The 15,522-nt window shown below is 65.9% G+C and carries 16 protein-coding genes and 1 pseudogene; 5 read left to right on the top strand and 12 right to left on the bottom strand.

What is annotated here, in order from left to right:
* Nucleotides 1-315 (top strand): hypothetical protein (locus MUO23_14460; protein ID MCJ7514151.1); only part of this gene is annotated, 315 nt, incomplete at its 5' end.
* Nucleotides 316-317: 2 nt separating this feature from the next.
* On the opposite strand, the gene MUO23_14455 is transcribed toward MUO23_14460, so the two are convergent.
* Both MUO23_14455 and MUO23_14450 read right to left on the bottom strand, forming a co-directional pair.
* Nucleotides 318-1,379: a hypothetical protein gene (locus MUO23_14455; GenBank protein ID MCJ7514150.1), complete on the bottom strand. Its 1,062-nt coding sequence runs from the start codon at nucleotides 1,377-1,379 to the stop codon at nucleotides 318-320.
* 46 nt (nucleotides 1,380-1,425) lie between these two features.
* Nucleotides 1,426-3,105, bottom strand: coding sequence for a methylmalonyl-CoA mutase family protein (locus MUO23_14450; GenBank protein MCJ7514149.1), 1,680 nt, complete (start codon nucleotides 3,103-3,105; stop codon nucleotides 1,426-1,428).
* Between the two features lie 166 nt (nucleotides 3,106-3,271).
* Here MUO23_14450 and MUO23_14445 point away from each other — a divergent pair, with 166 nt between their 5' ends.
* Nucleotides 3,272-3,712 (top strand): hypothetical protein, encoded by a 441-nt coding sequence (locus MUO23_14445; protein MCJ7514148.1) that lies wholly within the window; start codon nucleotides 3,272-3,274, stop codon nucleotides 3,710-3,712.
* Nucleotides 3,713-3,854: 142 nt separating this feature from the next.
* On the opposite strand, the gene MUO23_14440 is transcribed toward MUO23_14445, so the two are convergent.
* Nucleotides 3,855-4,133 (bottom strand): hypothetical protein, encoded by a 279-nt coding sequence (locus MUO23_14440; protein ID MCJ7514147.1) that lies wholly within the window; start codon nucleotides 4,131-4,133, stop codon nucleotides 3,855-3,857.
* Nucleotides 4,134-4,542: 409 nt separating this feature from the next.
* Between MUO23_14440 and MUO23_14435 the strand changes: the two genes are divergently transcribed.
* From MUO23_14435 to MUO23_14425, 3 genes and pseudogenes are all read left to right on the top strand, one after another.
* On the top strand, nucleotides 4,543-5,181 hold the full coding sequence (locus tag MUO23_14435; GenBank protein ID MCJ7514146.1) for a hypothetical protein: 639 nt from the start codon (nucleotides 4,543-4,545) through the stop codon (nucleotides 5,179-5,181).
* A gap of 317 nt (nucleotides 5,182-5,498) precedes the next feature.
* A complete protein-coding gene (locus MUO23_14430; GenBank protein MCJ7514145.1) occupies nucleotides 5,499-5,840 on the top strand; it encodes a response regulator in 342 nt (113 codons plus the stop codon).
* A 155-nt stretch (nucleotides 5,841-5,995) separates the two neighbouring features.
* Nucleotides 5,996-7,079 (top strand): annotated as a pseudogene (locus tag MUO23_14425) (IS5 family transposase).
* A gap of 420 nt (nucleotides 7,080-7,499) precedes the next feature.
* Here the strand turns inward: MUO23_14425 and mce are convergent.
* From mce to MUO23_14380, 9 genes are all read right to left on the bottom strand, one after another.
* A complete protein-coding gene (gene mce / locus MUO23_14420) occupies nucleotides 7,500-7,901 on the bottom strand; it encodes a methylmalonyl-CoA epimerase (protein ID MCJ7514144.1) in 402 nt (133 codons plus the stop codon).
* 20 nt (nucleotides 7,902-7,921) lie between these two features.
* Complete coding sequence (locus MUO23_14415) at nucleotides 7,922-9,583, bottom strand: methylmalonyl-CoA mutase family protein (protein ID MCJ7514143.1); 1,662 nt, start codon at nucleotides 9,581-9,583, stop codon at nucleotides 7,922-7,924.
* A complete protein-coding gene (locus tag MUO23_14410) occupies nucleotides 9,576-10,274 on the bottom strand; it encodes a class IV adenylate cyclase (protein ID MCJ7514142.1) in 699 nt (232 codons plus the stop codon). Before MUO23_14410 ends, MUO23_14415 begins: the two co-directional genes overlap by 8 nt.
* On the bottom strand, nucleotides 10,271-10,768 hold the full coding sequence (locus MUO23_14405; GenBank protein MCJ7514141.1) for a biotin/lipoyl-binding protein: 498 nt from the start codon (nucleotides 10,766-10,768) through the stop codon (nucleotides 10,271-10,273). Before MUO23_14405 ends, MUO23_14410 begins: the two co-directional genes overlap by 4 nt.
* Before the next feature lie 12 nt (nucleotides 10,769-10,780).
* Nucleotides 10,781-12,304 carry an acetyl-CoA carboxylase biotin carboxylase subunit gene (gene accC, locus MUO23_14400; protein ID MCJ7514140.1) on the bottom strand — a complete coding sequence of 508 codons (1,524 nt, stop codon included), beginning with the start codon at nucleotides 12,302-12,304 and terminating at the stop codon, nucleotides 10,781-10,783.
* Between the two features lie 16 nt (nucleotides 12,305-12,320).
* Entirely contained in the window at nucleotides 12,321-13,181 is an 861-nt protein-coding gene (locus MUO23_14395; protein MCJ7514139.1) for an alpha/beta hydrolase, read from the bottom strand.
* Nucleotides 13,162-14,712 carry a methylmalonyl-CoA carboxyltransferase gene (locus MUO23_14390; GenBank protein MCJ7514138.1) on the bottom strand — a complete coding sequence of 517 codons (1,551 nt, stop codon included), beginning with the start codon at nucleotides 14,710-14,712 and terminating at the stop codon, nucleotides 13,162-13,164. The genes MUO23_14395 and MUO23_14390 overlap by 20 nt, the downstream gene beginning before the upstream one ends.
* Complete coding sequence (locus MUO23_14385; protein ID MCJ7514137.1) at nucleotides 14,709-15,122, bottom strand: hypothetical protein; 414 nt, start codon at nucleotides 15,120-15,122, stop codon at nucleotides 14,709-14,711. The genes MUO23_14390 and MUO23_14385 overlap by 4 nt, the downstream gene beginning before the upstream one ends.
* Nucleotides 15,123-15,173: 51 nt before the next feature.
* On the bottom strand, nucleotides 15,174-15,522 hold a 349-nt coding region (locus MUO23_14380), incomplete at its 5' end, for a zinc-binding dehydrogenase (GenBank protein MCJ7514136.1).

The raw sequence follows: 15,522 nt of genomic DNA, 5'->3' as shown, positions 1-15,522 counted from the left end.
GCAGGATCCATGTCGACCTACTTCCACGATGCCCGAGTGCTTGCCGACACCATCGATTCGCTGTGCGAGCCGTACCGGCAGAACACGATTGAGTGGCTCGAGTCTTGCACGCGGCGCCCAATGCGCGAGCCGCGGACGGATTTGCTGATGTTCCTACACGGCCTGCATCCGGTCGTGCGCGAGAGCTTCCTGCGTTACACGAGCCATCTCCTACGTGAAGCGGTGCGCTACTTCGGCGTGCCGGCCGGGGCCTGGGAGCCGATCCCGCCGCGACGGATGGAGGCCGGCGCCTCGCCGACGCTGCTGGCCGGCTGAATTCACGGTCGGCACTCGTCCGGCGGAGTCCCGGAGTAGGTCGGCTCGACGATTACTCGGCTCTCAACGAAGGTGCTGCCGTCCCAGGTGTGCTCGGTCGTTTGCACGGCGCATGGGCAGCAGTTCGGCTCCCCGTAGAGGAACTTGGCCTCCCTGAACTGGATCACATCGCCGAGCTTGGCCCAGGCGCCCTTCGTGCCTTGGTGTGAGTACACCTGGCGCACCCCGGCGCCGTCCCAGGCGTAAATCTCGAGCCGCAGGTCGGCTCCAGACCCCGAGTAGCGGATCGGCACGACGATCAGGCTGCGACAATCTCCGAAGGGGTAGGGGCCGGCCTCGAGTTCGATCTGCTGGATCATCGGGTTCCCGCCACTGACGCTCCACACATTCGCCCAGGCGTCTGCCAGCCAGGCGTCCACGGCCACGGTCCGACCGGCAGGCCCGGCATCCTCCAGCCGCATCCGCTGTTGGCTGCCATCGCAGTTCAGGCTGATGCCTCCGGGCAATGTCGTTGAGCCGGCGGGAGAGGTCGGAGGCAGGTCTCCCGGCGCTGGCGGGACCGAGCCTGGGCCGCCGTACCAGTCACACAGATCGATGCCATTGGTATGGCTGCCGGCCGCAACGCGGAATGGCCGCAGACTGTGGTCGGTGCAGGAAGAATCCAGGCCACACACCACTGCTTGGCTGTACGATCCACCGATCCGGATCTGCGGTTGCGTGGTCCAGGCGTAGGCGTGGTATTCCCCCGCCGGCAGTGTGATCTCGTAGCTGCCTCGCCCGGCCCCGATGGCCATCGGGATGACTTCCGCCGTCGTGGTTTCCCGGAAGTAGCCCGTCATGGCGGGAATGGATTCGGATGGATAGCAGATCCTGCCGGAGACCCTGCCTGTGCCCGGCAACGCAGGAAGCACGGTTGCGGCGGCATCTTTCGGGCTGTGCTCGACGGTTGCGGCCACGGCAGTCGCGAGGCTGGAAGTGCCCGTGTCTGGCAGCCAACTGCAGCCCAGGGCGGCCAGCATCAGAGCCAGGACGCCGGCGGAGAGGTGAGAATGTGGAGGTTGCATCGCAGGCGGCTCCTCGCCCGAGCCCGCGCTGGGGGCTGGGACGGAGCTACACCCAGGTCGGCTCCTGATAGGTTCCGAACACGCCGCGCATTACGCCGATGATCTCGCCAAGCGTGGCGTAGGCGCGGACCGCATCCAGCAGGCAGGGCATCGTGTTCTCGGTGCCCTGGCATGCTAGGCGCAGACGGTCGAGGGCTTGGCCGACAGCGCCGGCATCCCGGGTCCGGCGCACCTCGGCCAGGCGGGCGACCTGGCGGGCTTGGCCGGCGGGGTCCATCGCCAGGAGCGGAATCCGCAGCGGCACATCGTCCTGGAAGGCGTTGACTCCGACGATCAACCGCTCCCGGCGGTCGATTTCGCCCTGGTAGCGGTAGGCGGAGTCGGATATCTCCTTCTGGAAGAAGCCGGCCTCGATGGCAGGCAGGACCCCGCCGAACTCATCGATGCGGCGGAAGGTGTCGCGGGCCTGGGCCTCCATCCAGCGGGTCTGGGCTTCGACGAAGTAGGATCCTCCCAGCGGGTCGACGGTGTTGACGATCCCGGATTCCTCCGCCAGGATTTGCTGCGTGCGCAGGGCGATGGTGACGGCATGCTCGGAGGGCAAGGCCAGAGCTTCGTCCATCGAGTTCGTGTGCAATGATTGGGTGCCCCCCAGCACCGCGGCCAAAGCCTGCACGGCCACGCGCACGATGTTGTTGTCGGGCTGCTGCGCCGTCAGGCTGACCCCGGCGGTCTGGGTGTGGAAGCGCATCAACCACGACCGGGGGTCTTCTGCCCCGAAGGTGTCGCGCATCTCGGTCGCCCAGATCCTGCGAGCCGCCCGATACTTGGCGATCTCCTCGAAGAAGTCGTTGTGAGCGTTGAAGAAGAACGACAGGCGGGGGGCGAAGTCGTCGATGGCCAGGCCGCGCTGCTGCGCCCAGCGCACGTATTCCATCCCATCCGCCAGGGTGAAGGCCAGCTCCTGGGCGGCGGTGGAGCCGGCCTCGCGAATGTGGTAGCCGGAGATCGAGATCGTGTTCCACTGCGGTAGCACCCGGCTGCCGAACTCGATGGTGTCGACGACCAGGCGCATCGAGGGCTCGGGCGGGAAGATGTACTCCTTCTGGGCGATGTACTCCTTGAGGATGTCGTTCTGGAGCGTGCCCCGCAGCGCCTGGGGCTGAACGCCCTGCTTCTCGGCAGTGGCGACGTACATCGCCCAGACCACCGCCGCCGGCGAGTTGATCGTCATGCTCGTCGAGACCTTGTCCAGCGGGATTCCCGAGAGCAGGATCTCCATGTCGCGCAGCGACGACACCGCCACGCCGCACTTGCCGAACTCGCCGACGGCCTCCGGGGCATCGCTGTCGTAGCCCATCAGGGTCGGCAGGTCGAAGGCGATCGATAGGCCGGTCTGTCCCTGGTCGAGCAGGTAGCGGAAGCGGGCGTTGGTCTCTTCAGCCGTGCCGAAGCCGGCGAACATGCGCATCGTCCACGGCCGGCCGCGGTACAGGGTGGGGTGGACGGCCCGGGTGAATGGAAACTCCCCCGGCAGGCCGAGCTCGCGCTCGTAGTCGAAGTCCGGCAGGTCGAGCGGCGTGTACAGGCGACCAATCGGCTCAGAGGAGGTTGTTATGTAGCGTTCTTTGGCTTCCGGGAGCCGTTCAGTCGCATGGCGCAGGGTACTCTGTTCCCACTGACCGAACCTGCGGCGGAGCGCTTCCAGCTTCTTTGAGTCGAACATCGGGCCTCCTTTGGCGGTGGGGGTCCTGGGCGAATTATAGCATTCGGCCTGTCCACAGGACCGAGCTTACAGGCGGCTTTCAAACCCACCCACCGGCAGGAGAGGCGTGGCAGAATAGTGCCGAAGATCTCAGTTTCCGCCGGCCGGTCGGAAACAGGAGGTAGACGTGAAGCCGAATGTCAAAGTGATGTTGCTGGCGGGGGGCGCATGGGCACTCATCGGGTTGGGGCTGATGATGCTGCATTTCGGTTATGTGCCGCCCTTCAACGAGTTTCTGGCGATCGCGGTTGGGCTGCTACTGGCCGGTATGCTGACCACGGCCTTGCTCCTCGGCTTGCTCTCCGTCCAGCGCACACCGCTCGGGCGTTGGGCTGTGCAGTTGAGCTACCTGCTTTTCGCTCCGATCGGTCTACTGACGGCGCTTCTGGCGCCCGCGCCGCCGGAGGGAGCCGAGTTGGCCCTTCTGCTGCTGGCGCCCTTCCTGATCGCCCTGCTGGCTAGCCTGTCGGTCGCTATCGGCATGGGGCTTGTCGGGCTGGTCGCGGTGGGGGCGAATCAACTGTCCGAGCGGCTGTCCGAGCGGCCGGTGCCGATCATCCACTCTTAGAAGCAGCCCCTCCTCCTTGCGAAGGGAGCAGCCCCCGACGGTCACCGTCGGGGGCTGCGATTCCTATGCCAGAGGGCTGGCGCGGGTTCGGGGGGCGACCCGGGGGCTGCCGGGGGCACCGAGGAACCGGAAGCGAGTCGGGCTAGAACGTTCCGATGGCCCAGGAGATCAAGGCCAGGAAACCGGCCACCAGAAAGCCAGCCGCTGCCACGGTGTTGCGTTGCCTATCGATCTTGTTGGTGATATCCAGGTAGTTGTTGAAGTCCTTGACAAAGTCCTGCAGCACCTGAGTGGCGGCCGGGTCAGTCCCGCCTTCGCCCCGGAAGTGGAAGGTACGGATCGAGGTGCGGGCCATCTGCCAGTGGACGTAGCCAAAGTAGAAGAACACGGCGGCGAAGATCAGCCAGACGAAGTACTCCATGATTGCCTCCCTGTCCGATCCGGCATTGACGGCCGGGATCACTTGTCCCTGAGCATACAGGAGATTGTGCGGCCCGGCAACCGAAATGGGACCTACGGCCTGTCCCGGTCCGGCGACGAATGGCTGCCTTGCCCTGGGTGTGGCCAGCCTCCCCTGTGGCATGTTGGGATGGGCCTCGGGTGAACGATAACTCCCACGCCCCGGCTCGAGTGGAACGAGCCGGGGCGGTTGTTCTCCGGCACCTCGTTGCCCCCGGGCCCCTGCAGGTGGGGCCGATTGCCTTCCGACTGGTGGGCGCGATAATGGCGCGGACTGGAGCGGATTACTTGTCGCGCCTGCCGCCCAGGCGACCCGTCCCTGATCGGGTCACCCCGTTGACCAACCGATGACGCCGAAGAGGAAACCCACCATGAAGCGCACCGTTCCTTACGCCCATGCGGTCCTCCTGAGCGGCCTCGCTATCCTGGCTGCAGCCTGCAATGCTCCCGGCTTTGAGCTAGCGCCGGTGGACTTCGACTTTGTGGAGCCGGACTCGGAAGTGCAATCGCAACCGCCCGCGGAAGCACCCAATGTGGTCGAGCCGCCCAATCCCGAACCTCAACCTCAGCCGGCGCAGCCGGCGGGCAGCATGGAGCCGGGGCGACTCTCGGCTGGCGAATGCGATGCCATCGATCACGTCGTGGTGGAGTTCGGAGAGCCTCGCGAGTTCTACGCAGGCACGCTGGACTACCAGTGCTTCGCCGATCTGTACTACCTGTGGCCAGGGTCGACCCAGGAAGATGTGGCCGTCTTCGTTCACTCCTACGTCACCTCCTCCGACAATACCTACAACGACTGGACGGAACATGTCATGGGACCGCATCATCCGGAGACCGGAAACAGGGTCTACGATCAATCCTCCCGCGTCCCGGACCAGGTGATAGACCGCCGCGAGTACATCGCCATCTTCATCACGGACCCGACCTACTTCGAAGGCTGCCGCTGGATTTTCGATGATCCCCTGCATTCAGGTGTCACCGTTGAGCAACTGAGGAATCCGTGCCGGTAGCACCGGCCCCTGTGGTCGGTTGTCCTGTCAGCGATCTCCGCCTCCGGGCGAATCAACCTCTTCCCAAACCAACCTGCCACCGATGTCCGGCGCGACGGAGGCCTGCGTCTCAGGCCCGGATGCTCCCTGGCCCCTGCCGGGATTGGTGCTCACGTCCTACTCCTGACCGGGCTTCTCACCCCTCCAACACGCCCTGCAACATTCCCTTCGCACACTTCCCGACTCTGACTATCTACAATGGAACCGAGCCCGGATGTCTCCCCGGTGCAGAGCGGATGACGGATTAGGCCCGCACGATCCTGTACATCGAATGCAACTTGGACAACCGAATCCTGGTCCGTCGCATCCTTCAGGCCGAAGGGTATGACGTGCTAGAGGTGGGCAATGCCCGGGCGACCTTGCAGGTCGTCACGAACCGGCGGCCCGGCCTCATTCTGGTGGATATCAACGTGCCGGAGCTCAACGGCACCACGCCAACCTCCCGCCTCAAGTCGGATCCTAACCCGTCCACCATCCCCGTCATTGCCATCACAGCCAACGTCATGCGGGGCGATCGGGAGCGGACGCTGGCGGCAGGCAGCGACGGATACATCCAGAAGCCGATCGACGTCGACTACCTGCCCAGACAGATCGCCCGGTTTCTCCATCGGGAAGACTAGCAGGTTGCGGAAGAACGTTCAACTTGGTCGGCAAGAATCGAATCCCGGGCCCTCGATCGGGTGTCGTAGCAGGCAAAGGATGACGGAGGTCGAGGGCCACACCTGCACTTGCCGCAGGTGCAAGTGTGCGTGGCAACGACAGCGACGATACCCGGATGTGGTCGTATGGTTCTGCGGAGCAGCGGATTCCCAGCGATCATCGCCTGCGGCCGATCCGCCGTATGGTGGATGAGGTCCTCGACCGGCTGTCGGCGCGCCTGGCTGAGCTGTATTCGAAGGTGGGGCGATCGTCGATCCCGCCCGAGCGACTGCTGAGAGCCGTGCTGCTTCAGGTGCTGTACACCGTCCGCAGCGAGCGGATGCGAATGGAACAGCTGGATTACAGCCTGCTGTTCCGCTGGTTCGTGGGGCTCAACACGGACGACGCGGTCTGGGACCCGACCGTCTTCACGAAGGACCGGCAACGCTTGCTGGAGGGGGAGATGGCCCGGGCCTTCTTCCAGGAAGTGCTGGCCGCGGCGCGGGAGAGAGACCTGCTGAGCGACGAACACTTCAGCGTGGATAGCGCGCTGATCGAAGGCTGGGCGGGGCACAAGAGCTTCCGCCCGCGGCAACCGGGGCGGGGCAAGGGTCCGGATGAGCCCGGGAGTCCCGGCGAGGAGTTCGCGGGGAGACGAGAACGAACGCCACCCATGAATCCGCCACGGACCCTCAGGCCCGACCGTATCGCAAAGGTCCGGGGAACGAAGCCAAGCTGTGCTACATGGGGCATGTCCTGATGGACAACCGGCACGCTCTGGTCGTGGATGCCTGCTTGATACAGGCCAGCGGGACGGCAGAGCGCCAGGCGGCGCAAGAGATGGTGCGGGCAGCCAGGCTACGGCACCGAAAGCGGCTCACGCTGGGAGCGGACAAGGCCTTCGACACCCAGGAATTCGTGGCGCGACTGCGGGAGTTGGGGGTGACGCCGCACGTGGCGCAGCCTGTCCTGGCGGCCAGGCCAGGGACCACCCGCAACCGTTCGAGCGCCATTGATGGGCCACCACTCGCCACCCGGGATACGAGCTCAGTCAGTGGGAGCGGAAACTGATTGAACAGTCCTTCGGCTGGATGAAGACGGTGGGGGCGCTGCGGAAAACCCGCCATTGTGGGCAACCGCGAGTGGGGTTGATGTTCATCTGCTGTCTGGCAGCGTTCGACCTGGTGCGGATCCGGAATCTCGAAGCCGTAGTCGCATAGGCTCGATGCACACCCGGAGTCGCAGACGGCAAGAGGCCGAGCCCCTCGTACGGGCTCCAGGTGAGAACGGAGGCGGGCTTCCAACCGCCTCGAGACAGGATCAGGGACCGTCATGCTAGCCGAAGGCTTCCTCGAACCGGATCCTTCCGCAGCCTCCTAGAGGCGTAGCGCCGACGCTACGAGCCGGAGGGTCAAGCGCGAACTCGGCTTGACGGATCCTCAGAGGCGAATTTGCCGTGGTTGGAGGCGTCCTATCCGACTGGGCCGCGCCTGTGAGGCGAGAGGCCCGCCTCCTTGCCCAGGGCATGCCGCCACAGGGGCTGTGGGCAAGCCCAAGGGGACTGCCCGGGCGGCTGTTGGGACCCCGGGAGGTTGGAGGGGGTCCGCCGGCGCGGGGCGAGGACAGTCGGAGATGCGGCCCTACTCGTACAGCTCGACCAGGACGCCGCCGGTGCTCTCGGGGTGGATGAAGGCGGCCCGCCTGCCGCCGGCGGCCGCCACCGGCTGCTCGTGGATCAATCGGATGCCATGCTGCCGCAGCTGCTCCAGGGCCGCCGGCAGGTCATCGACTTCCAGACACAGGTGATGGATCCCCGGGCCGCGCTTGGCCAGGTAGCGGGCGATGCCGCTGTCGTCCGTCGTCGGCAGGACCAACTCGATCTCACCGTCGCCGACGGGCAGGAAGGCCACGCGTGACTCCTGTTCGGGTACGTCCTCGATGTGATCCAGCTTGAGGCCGAGGGCGTCGCGCCAGAACTTCAGGCCGGCCTCGAGATCCTGAACGACGAGGGCGGCGTGGTGGATGCGTTTGATCGTGGTCATCGAGTCTCCTCGAAGTGTATTCAGAGGGTGGCGGACGGCTGGTACTCTCCCCAGATGGCACGCAGCTGGCCGCAGATCTCTCCCAGCGTCAGGTCGGCGTTCAGGCACTCAATGAACACCGGGACCAGGTTGTCGGGTCCCTCGGCCGCCCGGGTCAGGCGTTCGAGCATCTGCTGCGCCGCCGGCGCCTGGCGCCGGGCGCGCAGCTCCGCCAACCGCTGGCGCTGTGCCTGTTCGATGGCGGGATCGATCTTCAGCCGCGGCAGGCTCGCCGCCTGCTGGGAGGCAAAGCGATTGACGCCCACCACGATGCTTCTCCCGGACTCCAGCTCCCGCTGGGCCAGGTAGGCTGACTCCTGAATTTCCCGCTGCATGAAGCCGCTCTCGACGGCGGCCAGCGCCCCGCCCATATCGGCGATACGGCGCAGGTAGTCCTGCGCCTGGCGTTCGACCGCATCCGTCAGGGCCTCGATGGCGTACGACCCAGCCAGCGGGTCGATGGTGTCAGCCACCCCGGTCTCGTGGGCCAAGATCTGCTGAGTGCGCAGGGCGACCTGGACGGCATCTTCGGTGGGCAGGCTGAGGGCTTCGTCCATGCTGTTGGTGTGCAGCGACTGGGTTCCGCCCAGCACGGCTGCCAGGGCCTGCAGCGTCACCCGGACCACGTTGTTGACCGGCTGCTGGGCGGTAAGGGTCGAACCGCCGGTCTGAGTGTGGAAGCGCAGACGCCAGGAGCGGGAGTCGCGGGCGTTGAAGTCTTGGCGCATGATGCGCGCCCACAGCCGGCGAGCGGCGCGGAATTTGGCGACTTCCTCCAGGAAGTGGTTGTGGGCGGCGAAGAAGAACGCCAACTGGGGAGCGAAGTCATCCACCGAAAGGCCAGCCCCCACGGCCGCCTGGGTGTAGGCGATGGCGTTGGCCAGGGTGAAGGCGATCTCCTGCACGGCGGTGGCGCCGGCCTCGCGGATGTGATACCCGGAGATGGAGATCGTGTTCCAGTGCGGCACATGGTCCCGGCAGTAGCGGAAGACGTCGGTCACCAGGCGCATGGCGGGGTGGGGTGGGAAGATGTAGGTCCCGCGGGCGATGTACTCCTTGAGGATGTCGTTTTGAATGGTCCCGCGCAGCCGAGCGATCTCGATCCCGCGCCGTTGGGCGACGGCCAGGTACATTGCCAGCAGCACGGCGGCCGGGGCGTTGATGGTCATGCTGGTCGAGACCCGCTCCAGGGGAAGCCCTTCCAGCAGCTTCTCCATGTCTTGCAGCGAAGAGATCGAAACCCCCACCCGTCCGACTTCCCCGGTTGCCAGCGGGTCATCGGCGTCGTAGCCGATCTGCGTCGGCAGATCGAAGGCCACCGAAAGCCCGGTCTGTCCCTGCTGGAGCAAGTAGTGGAAGCGCTGATTGGTCTCCTCGGCTGTGGCGAAACCGGCGTACTGCCGCATTGTCCACAGCCGGCCTCGGTACATGGTCGGCTGCACACCGCGAGTGAAGGGATACTCCCCTGGAAAACCGAGCTGCTCCAGGTAGTCGGGGTCGGGGTCGGCCGGCAGATACAGGCTCTCCAACTCGGTGCCGGAGGAGGTCCGGAAGGATTCCTGGCGCTCGGCCTGCTCTCGCAAGGCTGGTTCCAGGGTGTTGGTCTGCCAGCGCTCGAAGGCGTCTTTCAGATCTTCACTCATGAGATTCCCTTGTCTGTCGGGGGGAGGGATCCATCTCGGTCATGGCGTCGGAGGCGCCCAACTCCTCGGGCTGAACTGGGCTCTGATCGGCAAAGGCTTCAAAGGTAGCCTCGCGAAATGCCAGCTGACGGGACTGGCGCAGCCGGGCGAACAGCCCGAGGTAGCTCGACGCCAGGCGCCGCTTCCAGTCCAGACCTAGGCGCCGGGCGACCCTTTCGACGGCATCCAGCGAGGCGGCTTCGATCTCGACGAACGAGCCGAACGGGAGCTCGTCCAACATGACCTGGGCCAGATCGAGGCGATAAACCGCTCGCCACTTCTCGTACAGCCAGACCGGGTGGTAGTCCAGGGCCTCGAGCAGCGCCTGGGCGGCCGCGGGGTCGGAGACCTCGAATTCGATTTCACCCCGGAACTCCGGGAGGTCGCTGGGGGTCTTGAAGGTCAGGTGGGCGTGATCATCGACGCGCAACCGCAACACCCGGCCGTCGGCAGCTAGTCGTCCATCGGCGTTGTCGAAGCGCCAGTTGCGCTCCAGCCGAGGGCCGTGGGCAAGCACGCCTCCGAGCAGGGACAGCCGGCGTCGAAGCTCGTCCGGGTCCGTCAGGTAGAACTTGGCTTCGATCTCCATAGGCAAGGGCAGCACTTGGGGGGCAGGCCGGGTGGTGGGCAAGCCGGCCGGCCTGCGCCTCACTCGAGAGTCATCAGGACCTGGTTCTGTTCGACGCTATCGCCGGCCTTGACCCGCACCCGAGTGATCGTCCCGGCCCGGGCCGCCTTGAGTTCATTGTGCATCTTCATCGACTCAAGGATGGCCAGGATCTCGCCCTTCTCAACCGGTTGTCCCGCCTCCACTACCGTCGCCACGACCAGCCCCGGCATCGGCGCATTCACCTGGATCTCGCCCTTGGTCACCGGCAGACCTGCCGATGACTCGCGCAGCCGTTTCTGGCGCTCATCTTCGACGGTGACCTGATACAGCCGCCCCTGGAGCATGACCTGCAGGCCGTCATCCACCGGGTTGACGTAGGCCTCGTACGAGCGCCCGTTGACCAGCAGCGAGTACACCGGCTGTCCGGCGACCGGGCGGAAGTCGATGACGACGGAATTTCCGTCAACAACGAGCTCGCCCTCGACGTTGACCTCGATCTCGAAGGTCTGGCCCTCGACCGTGGTGAGGTACTTCATGTCCGGGCCTGCCTAGCGTTGCATCCGCTCATAGCGGGATACCCACTTCCAGTTGCTGGCGTCGCGCTCACCCCGCTGCACGATCTGGGAGGCTTGCTGGCTTTCGCGGTGGGCGACCAGGGTCCCCAGGATGGCGGCGATCTCCGGATAGCTGGCCTTGCCTTCCTCGGCTTCCTCCATCGAGAACCGCTCCTCGACAAAGCGGGTGTCGTAGTGGCCCGCAAGGAAGCGGGTCAGGTCCATGATGCTCTGGTGGAAGGGAATGTTGGTCTTGACGCCCAGGATGCGGTACTCCTCCAGGGCGCGTCGCATGCGCAGGATGGCCTCCCCGCGCGTCTCCCCCCAGCAGATCAGCTTGGAGATCAAGGAGTCATAGTACGGCGAGACTTCGAAGCCGGGGAAGACGCCGGTGTCCACCCGCACCCCCGGTCCGGTGGGCGGCAGCACGTGGGTGAGCACCCCCGTGGAGGGCATGAAGTTGTTGTAGGGGTCCTCGGCGTTGATGCGGCACTCGATCGCCCAGCCGTTGAACTGGACGTCGCTCTGGGCGTAGCGCAGCTTGCGGCCGCGGGCGATCCGGATCTGCTCCTTGACGATGTCGATCCCGGTCACCATCTCGGTCACCGGGTGTTCGACCTGCAAGCGGGTGTTCATCTCGAGGAAGAAGAAGTTGTGGTCCTTGTCGACCAGGAACTCGATCGTGCCGGCGTTGAGGTAGCCGACGGAGGCGGCGGCCGTGCAGGCCACCTGACCCATGCGGTAGCGCAGGTCATCTTCCATCGAGGGCGAGGGGGCCTCTTCCAACAGCTTCTGGTGGCGTCGCTGCAGCGAGCATTCGCGCTCTCCCAGATGGATGATATTGCCATGGCTGTCGGCCATGATCTGAAACTCGATGTGCCGGGCGCCGGTGACCAGCTTCTCCAGGTACACGCTGCCATCGCCGAAGGCGGCCTCGGCCTCGCGCCGGGCGGATTGCAGCAGCGCCTGCAGGTCGTCCATCGCCTGGACCTCGCGCATGCCTTTGCCGCCGCCCCCGGCTGTGGCCTTGATCAGCAGGGGGAAGCCCACCTGGGGCGCGATCGCCAGGATCTCCTCATCGCGCAGTCCGCCCTCGCCTTCGGTTCCGGGCACGACCCGGACTCCGGCCGCGGCCACGGTCGCCCGGGCGGTCGCCTTGTCCCCCATGGCGGCGATGGCGCTCGGCCGCGGACCGATGAACACCAGGCCGGCCTGCTCAACCGCATGGGCAAAATCGTCGCGCTCGGCCAGGAATCCATATCCTGGGTGGATGGCCCCGGCGCCACACTCGCGGGCGATCTGGATGATCCGGTCGCCCCGCAGGTACGACTCGCGGGCCGGCGACGGCCCGAGCCAATAGGCCTCATCGGCGTAGCGCGGGTGCAGGGCGGTGCGGTCGGCATCGGAGAACACGGCCACCGTCTCCAGCCCGAGCTCGCGGCAGGCGCGCAACACGCGTACGGCAATCTCGCCCCGGTTGGCCACGAGCACTTTGGTGAACATCTGCCGCTTTGGCATGCTGGGACCCCTGCCCTCAGCCCCGGGAAGCGCTGGCTGCGAGTGATTGTACCAACCCTGTCGTTTCGAGATTCCCCGGGCGGCCGAGGAACTCGATCAGACGGGCGTTGAACTGCTCGGGGATCTCATGGATGGGCATGTGGCCGACGCCTGGGATCAGCCATAGCTCGCTGCCGGCAATCCCCCTGGCGATGCGGCGGGCGTGCTCTGGGGAGGCGTGTTCGTCGAGCTCACCCTGGATCACAAGCGTCGGGCAGCGGATGCTGGCCAGGACCGGACTCAGGCTGAGGCCCTCCGCGGCCGGGTCGAGCCAGCGCTCGACCCACGCCTGCGCCAGGGAATCGGCCTTCGGGCCATGCTCGCGGCGCAAGCCGCCCTTCAGGGGCTGGGCGTGGATGGCTTGCGCCAGTGCCTGCAGCCCTTGCAGGGTCTCGGCCTCCCGATCGATGTGCGCCGCCACCAGCACCAGCCGCTCGACTCGATCGGGATGCGCCGATGCCAGCACCAGCCCCAGGGAGCCCCCTTCGCTGTGGCCGACGATCGACACCCGCTCGAGACCCAGGAGATCGAGCAGTTGCAGCGCCTCGCAGGCGTCGGCCTGCAGGAACTCCGGCGGGAAGCCTGGGCGTGAGTCCGACCGGCCGTACCCCCAGCGGTCGTAGGCCACCACCCGCCATCCCGCCGCGGCCAGGCTGGGAATCTGCATCTTCCAGGCGCGAACCGAGCCCAAGCCGTGGTGCAACAGCAGCACCGGCTTCCCGGCTGCGGGCCCTTCGACCTGCCAGAACAGGCGATGGCCGGCGATCGCCGCCAGGCCGGAGCGCCCGACAGCTAGCGCCGGCGCCATATCCCGGGCGTCAGAGGGGGATATTGCCATGCTTCTTGGCGGGGTTGGCATCGCGCTTGTTGGCGAGCATCTCGAGGGCGTTGATCAGACGCGGGCGGGTCAGCCGCGGCTCGATGACGTCGTCAAGATAGCCGCGCGAGGCGGCGATATACGGGTTGGCAAAGCGCTGGCGGTACTCCTCCACCAGCTGGGCCTTGCGTTCGTCGGGATTCTCGGCCTCCGCCAGTTCCTTGCGGAAGATGATCTTGACCGCGCCCTCAGGACCCATGACCGCCAGCTCGGCCGTCGGCCAGGCCAAGTTGAGATCGCCGCGAATGTGCTTGGAGGACATCACGTCGTACGCCCCGCCGTAGGCCTTGCGGGTTATGACGGTGATCTTGGGGACAGTAGCCTCACAGTAGGCGAACAGCAGCTTGGCGCCATGCCGAATGATCCCGCCATGCTCCTGGGCTGTGCCAGGCATGAAGCCCGGCACGTCGACGAAGGTGATGATCGGGATGTTGAAGGAGTCACAGAAGCGGACGAACCGTCCGGCCTTGTCGGAGGAGTTGATGTCGAGCACGCCGGCCAGGACGGCCGGCTGATTGGCGACAATCCCGACGCTGTGGCCGCCTAAGCGGGAGAAGCCGATGACGATATTCGGAGCGTAGTGCTCCTGCAACTCAAAGAAGGCGCCGTTGTCGACAACCAGCCGGATCACATCCCGCATCTCATAGGGCTTGCTCGGGTCATCCGGGATGATGCTGTCCAGCGCGGCCTCGGTGCGCAGACGGTCATCGCCGGTCGCCAGGTGGGCAGGATCCTCCATGTTGTTCTGCGGCAAGTACGAGAGCAGCAGCCGGATCATGTACAGGCAGTCGCCATCATTTTCCGCCACGTAATGGCAGACGCCCGAAGTTGAGGCGTGGACATCGGCGCCGCCAAGCTGTTCGAAGGTGACATCCTCATGCGTCACCGTCTTGACCACATCCGGCCCAGTGACGAACATGTACGACGAATTGCGCACCATGAAGATGAAGTCCGTCAGGGCCGGCGAGTACACCGCCCCGCCGGCGCATGGGCCCATGATGGCGCTGATCTGCGGGATCACCCCGGAGGCCAGAGTGTTGCGCAGGAAGATGTCGGCATAGCCGCCGAGTGAGACCACGCCCTCCTGGATACGAGCCCCGCCCGAGTCATTCAATCCGATCAGCGGGGCGCCGCTCTTCATCGCCATATCCATCAGCTTGCACAGCTTCTCGGCATGCACCTCACCCAGGCTGCCGCCGAAGACGGTGAAGTCCTGCGAGAACACGTACACCAGACGTCCTTCGATCGTCCCCCAGCCGGTGACAACGCTATCGGCGAGCACCTTCTTGTTCTCCAGGCCGAATTCCGTCGTGCGGTGGGTGACGAACATGTCGGTCTCGCGGAACGAGCCCTTGTCCAGCAGCAGGTCCAGGCGCTCGCGAGCCGTCAGCCGGCCACGGGCGTGCTGCGAGTCGGCGCGTTCTGGACCGCCCCCGGTGAGGGCTTCCTCGCGCAGCTTGTTCAGCCGTTCGAACTTCTCGCTGTGGCTCATTGCGCCGACTCCTTGAAGTAGGTTCGGGCGGCGGTCCGCCGGAGGATCCACCCCACTCCCGCCAATCCGAGCACAAGCAATCCGGCCTGTCCGGACAGCGTCTGGGCGGCGTAGTCTGAGCGTGCCAGCAGTGCCCGATCCGCCAGCCGCCAGATGACGTAGACCAGGCTGGTCCATCCGATCATCGATGGGGCCCATGGTCGTCGCCGCAGGATTCCCACCAGCGCCAGCAGGCCGCAGGCGACCCAGACGCCCCCGGTCAGCGGAAGATACCAGCCCGGCACGGACAGGGGCAGGGAGGGCAGCGACAGGCTGGCCGCCAGGCGAATGGCGTGCCAGGCTGTGAACAATAACACGCCAATGGCAAGCAGGGTTACGGAAGTCGGTCGGTGGGGGTGCGGGTCCCGCATCAATCCCTGCCGTCAGATTGGAGACCGAGGGCGGCCGGGCCGGTGGGCGGCTCAGTCGATGGCAAGGGTAATCTTCCCCATCTGCTCGCCCGCCTCCAGGCGCTGCTGCGCCTGGGCGGCCTGGGCCAGAGGGTAGCTACGGTCGATCACCGGCCGGAGCCGCCCTTCAAATACCAAGTGCATGACCTCCCGGAAGTCGGTGTGTGTCCCCATGGTCGACCCCAGGAGGGAGAGGTGCCTTCCGAAGATGAAGCGGTTGTCGAGCTCGAAGACCGGTCCGCCCGTGTTGCCGACGGTCAGGATGCGTCCCCCCTTGGCGGCAGCCCGCAGGCTGAACGGCAAGCTCCCGGCGCCCACATTGTCGACGATCACGTCCATTCCCTGCCGACCGGCAGCCTCG

It is taken from the genome of Anaerolineales bacterium, from assembly GCA_022866145.1.
In the GTDB taxonomy this organism is placed as follows: Bacteria; Chloroflexota; Anaerolineae; order Anaerolineales; family E44-bin32; genus PFL42.
This window is presented reverse-complemented; position numbering and strand designations above follow the sequence as displayed.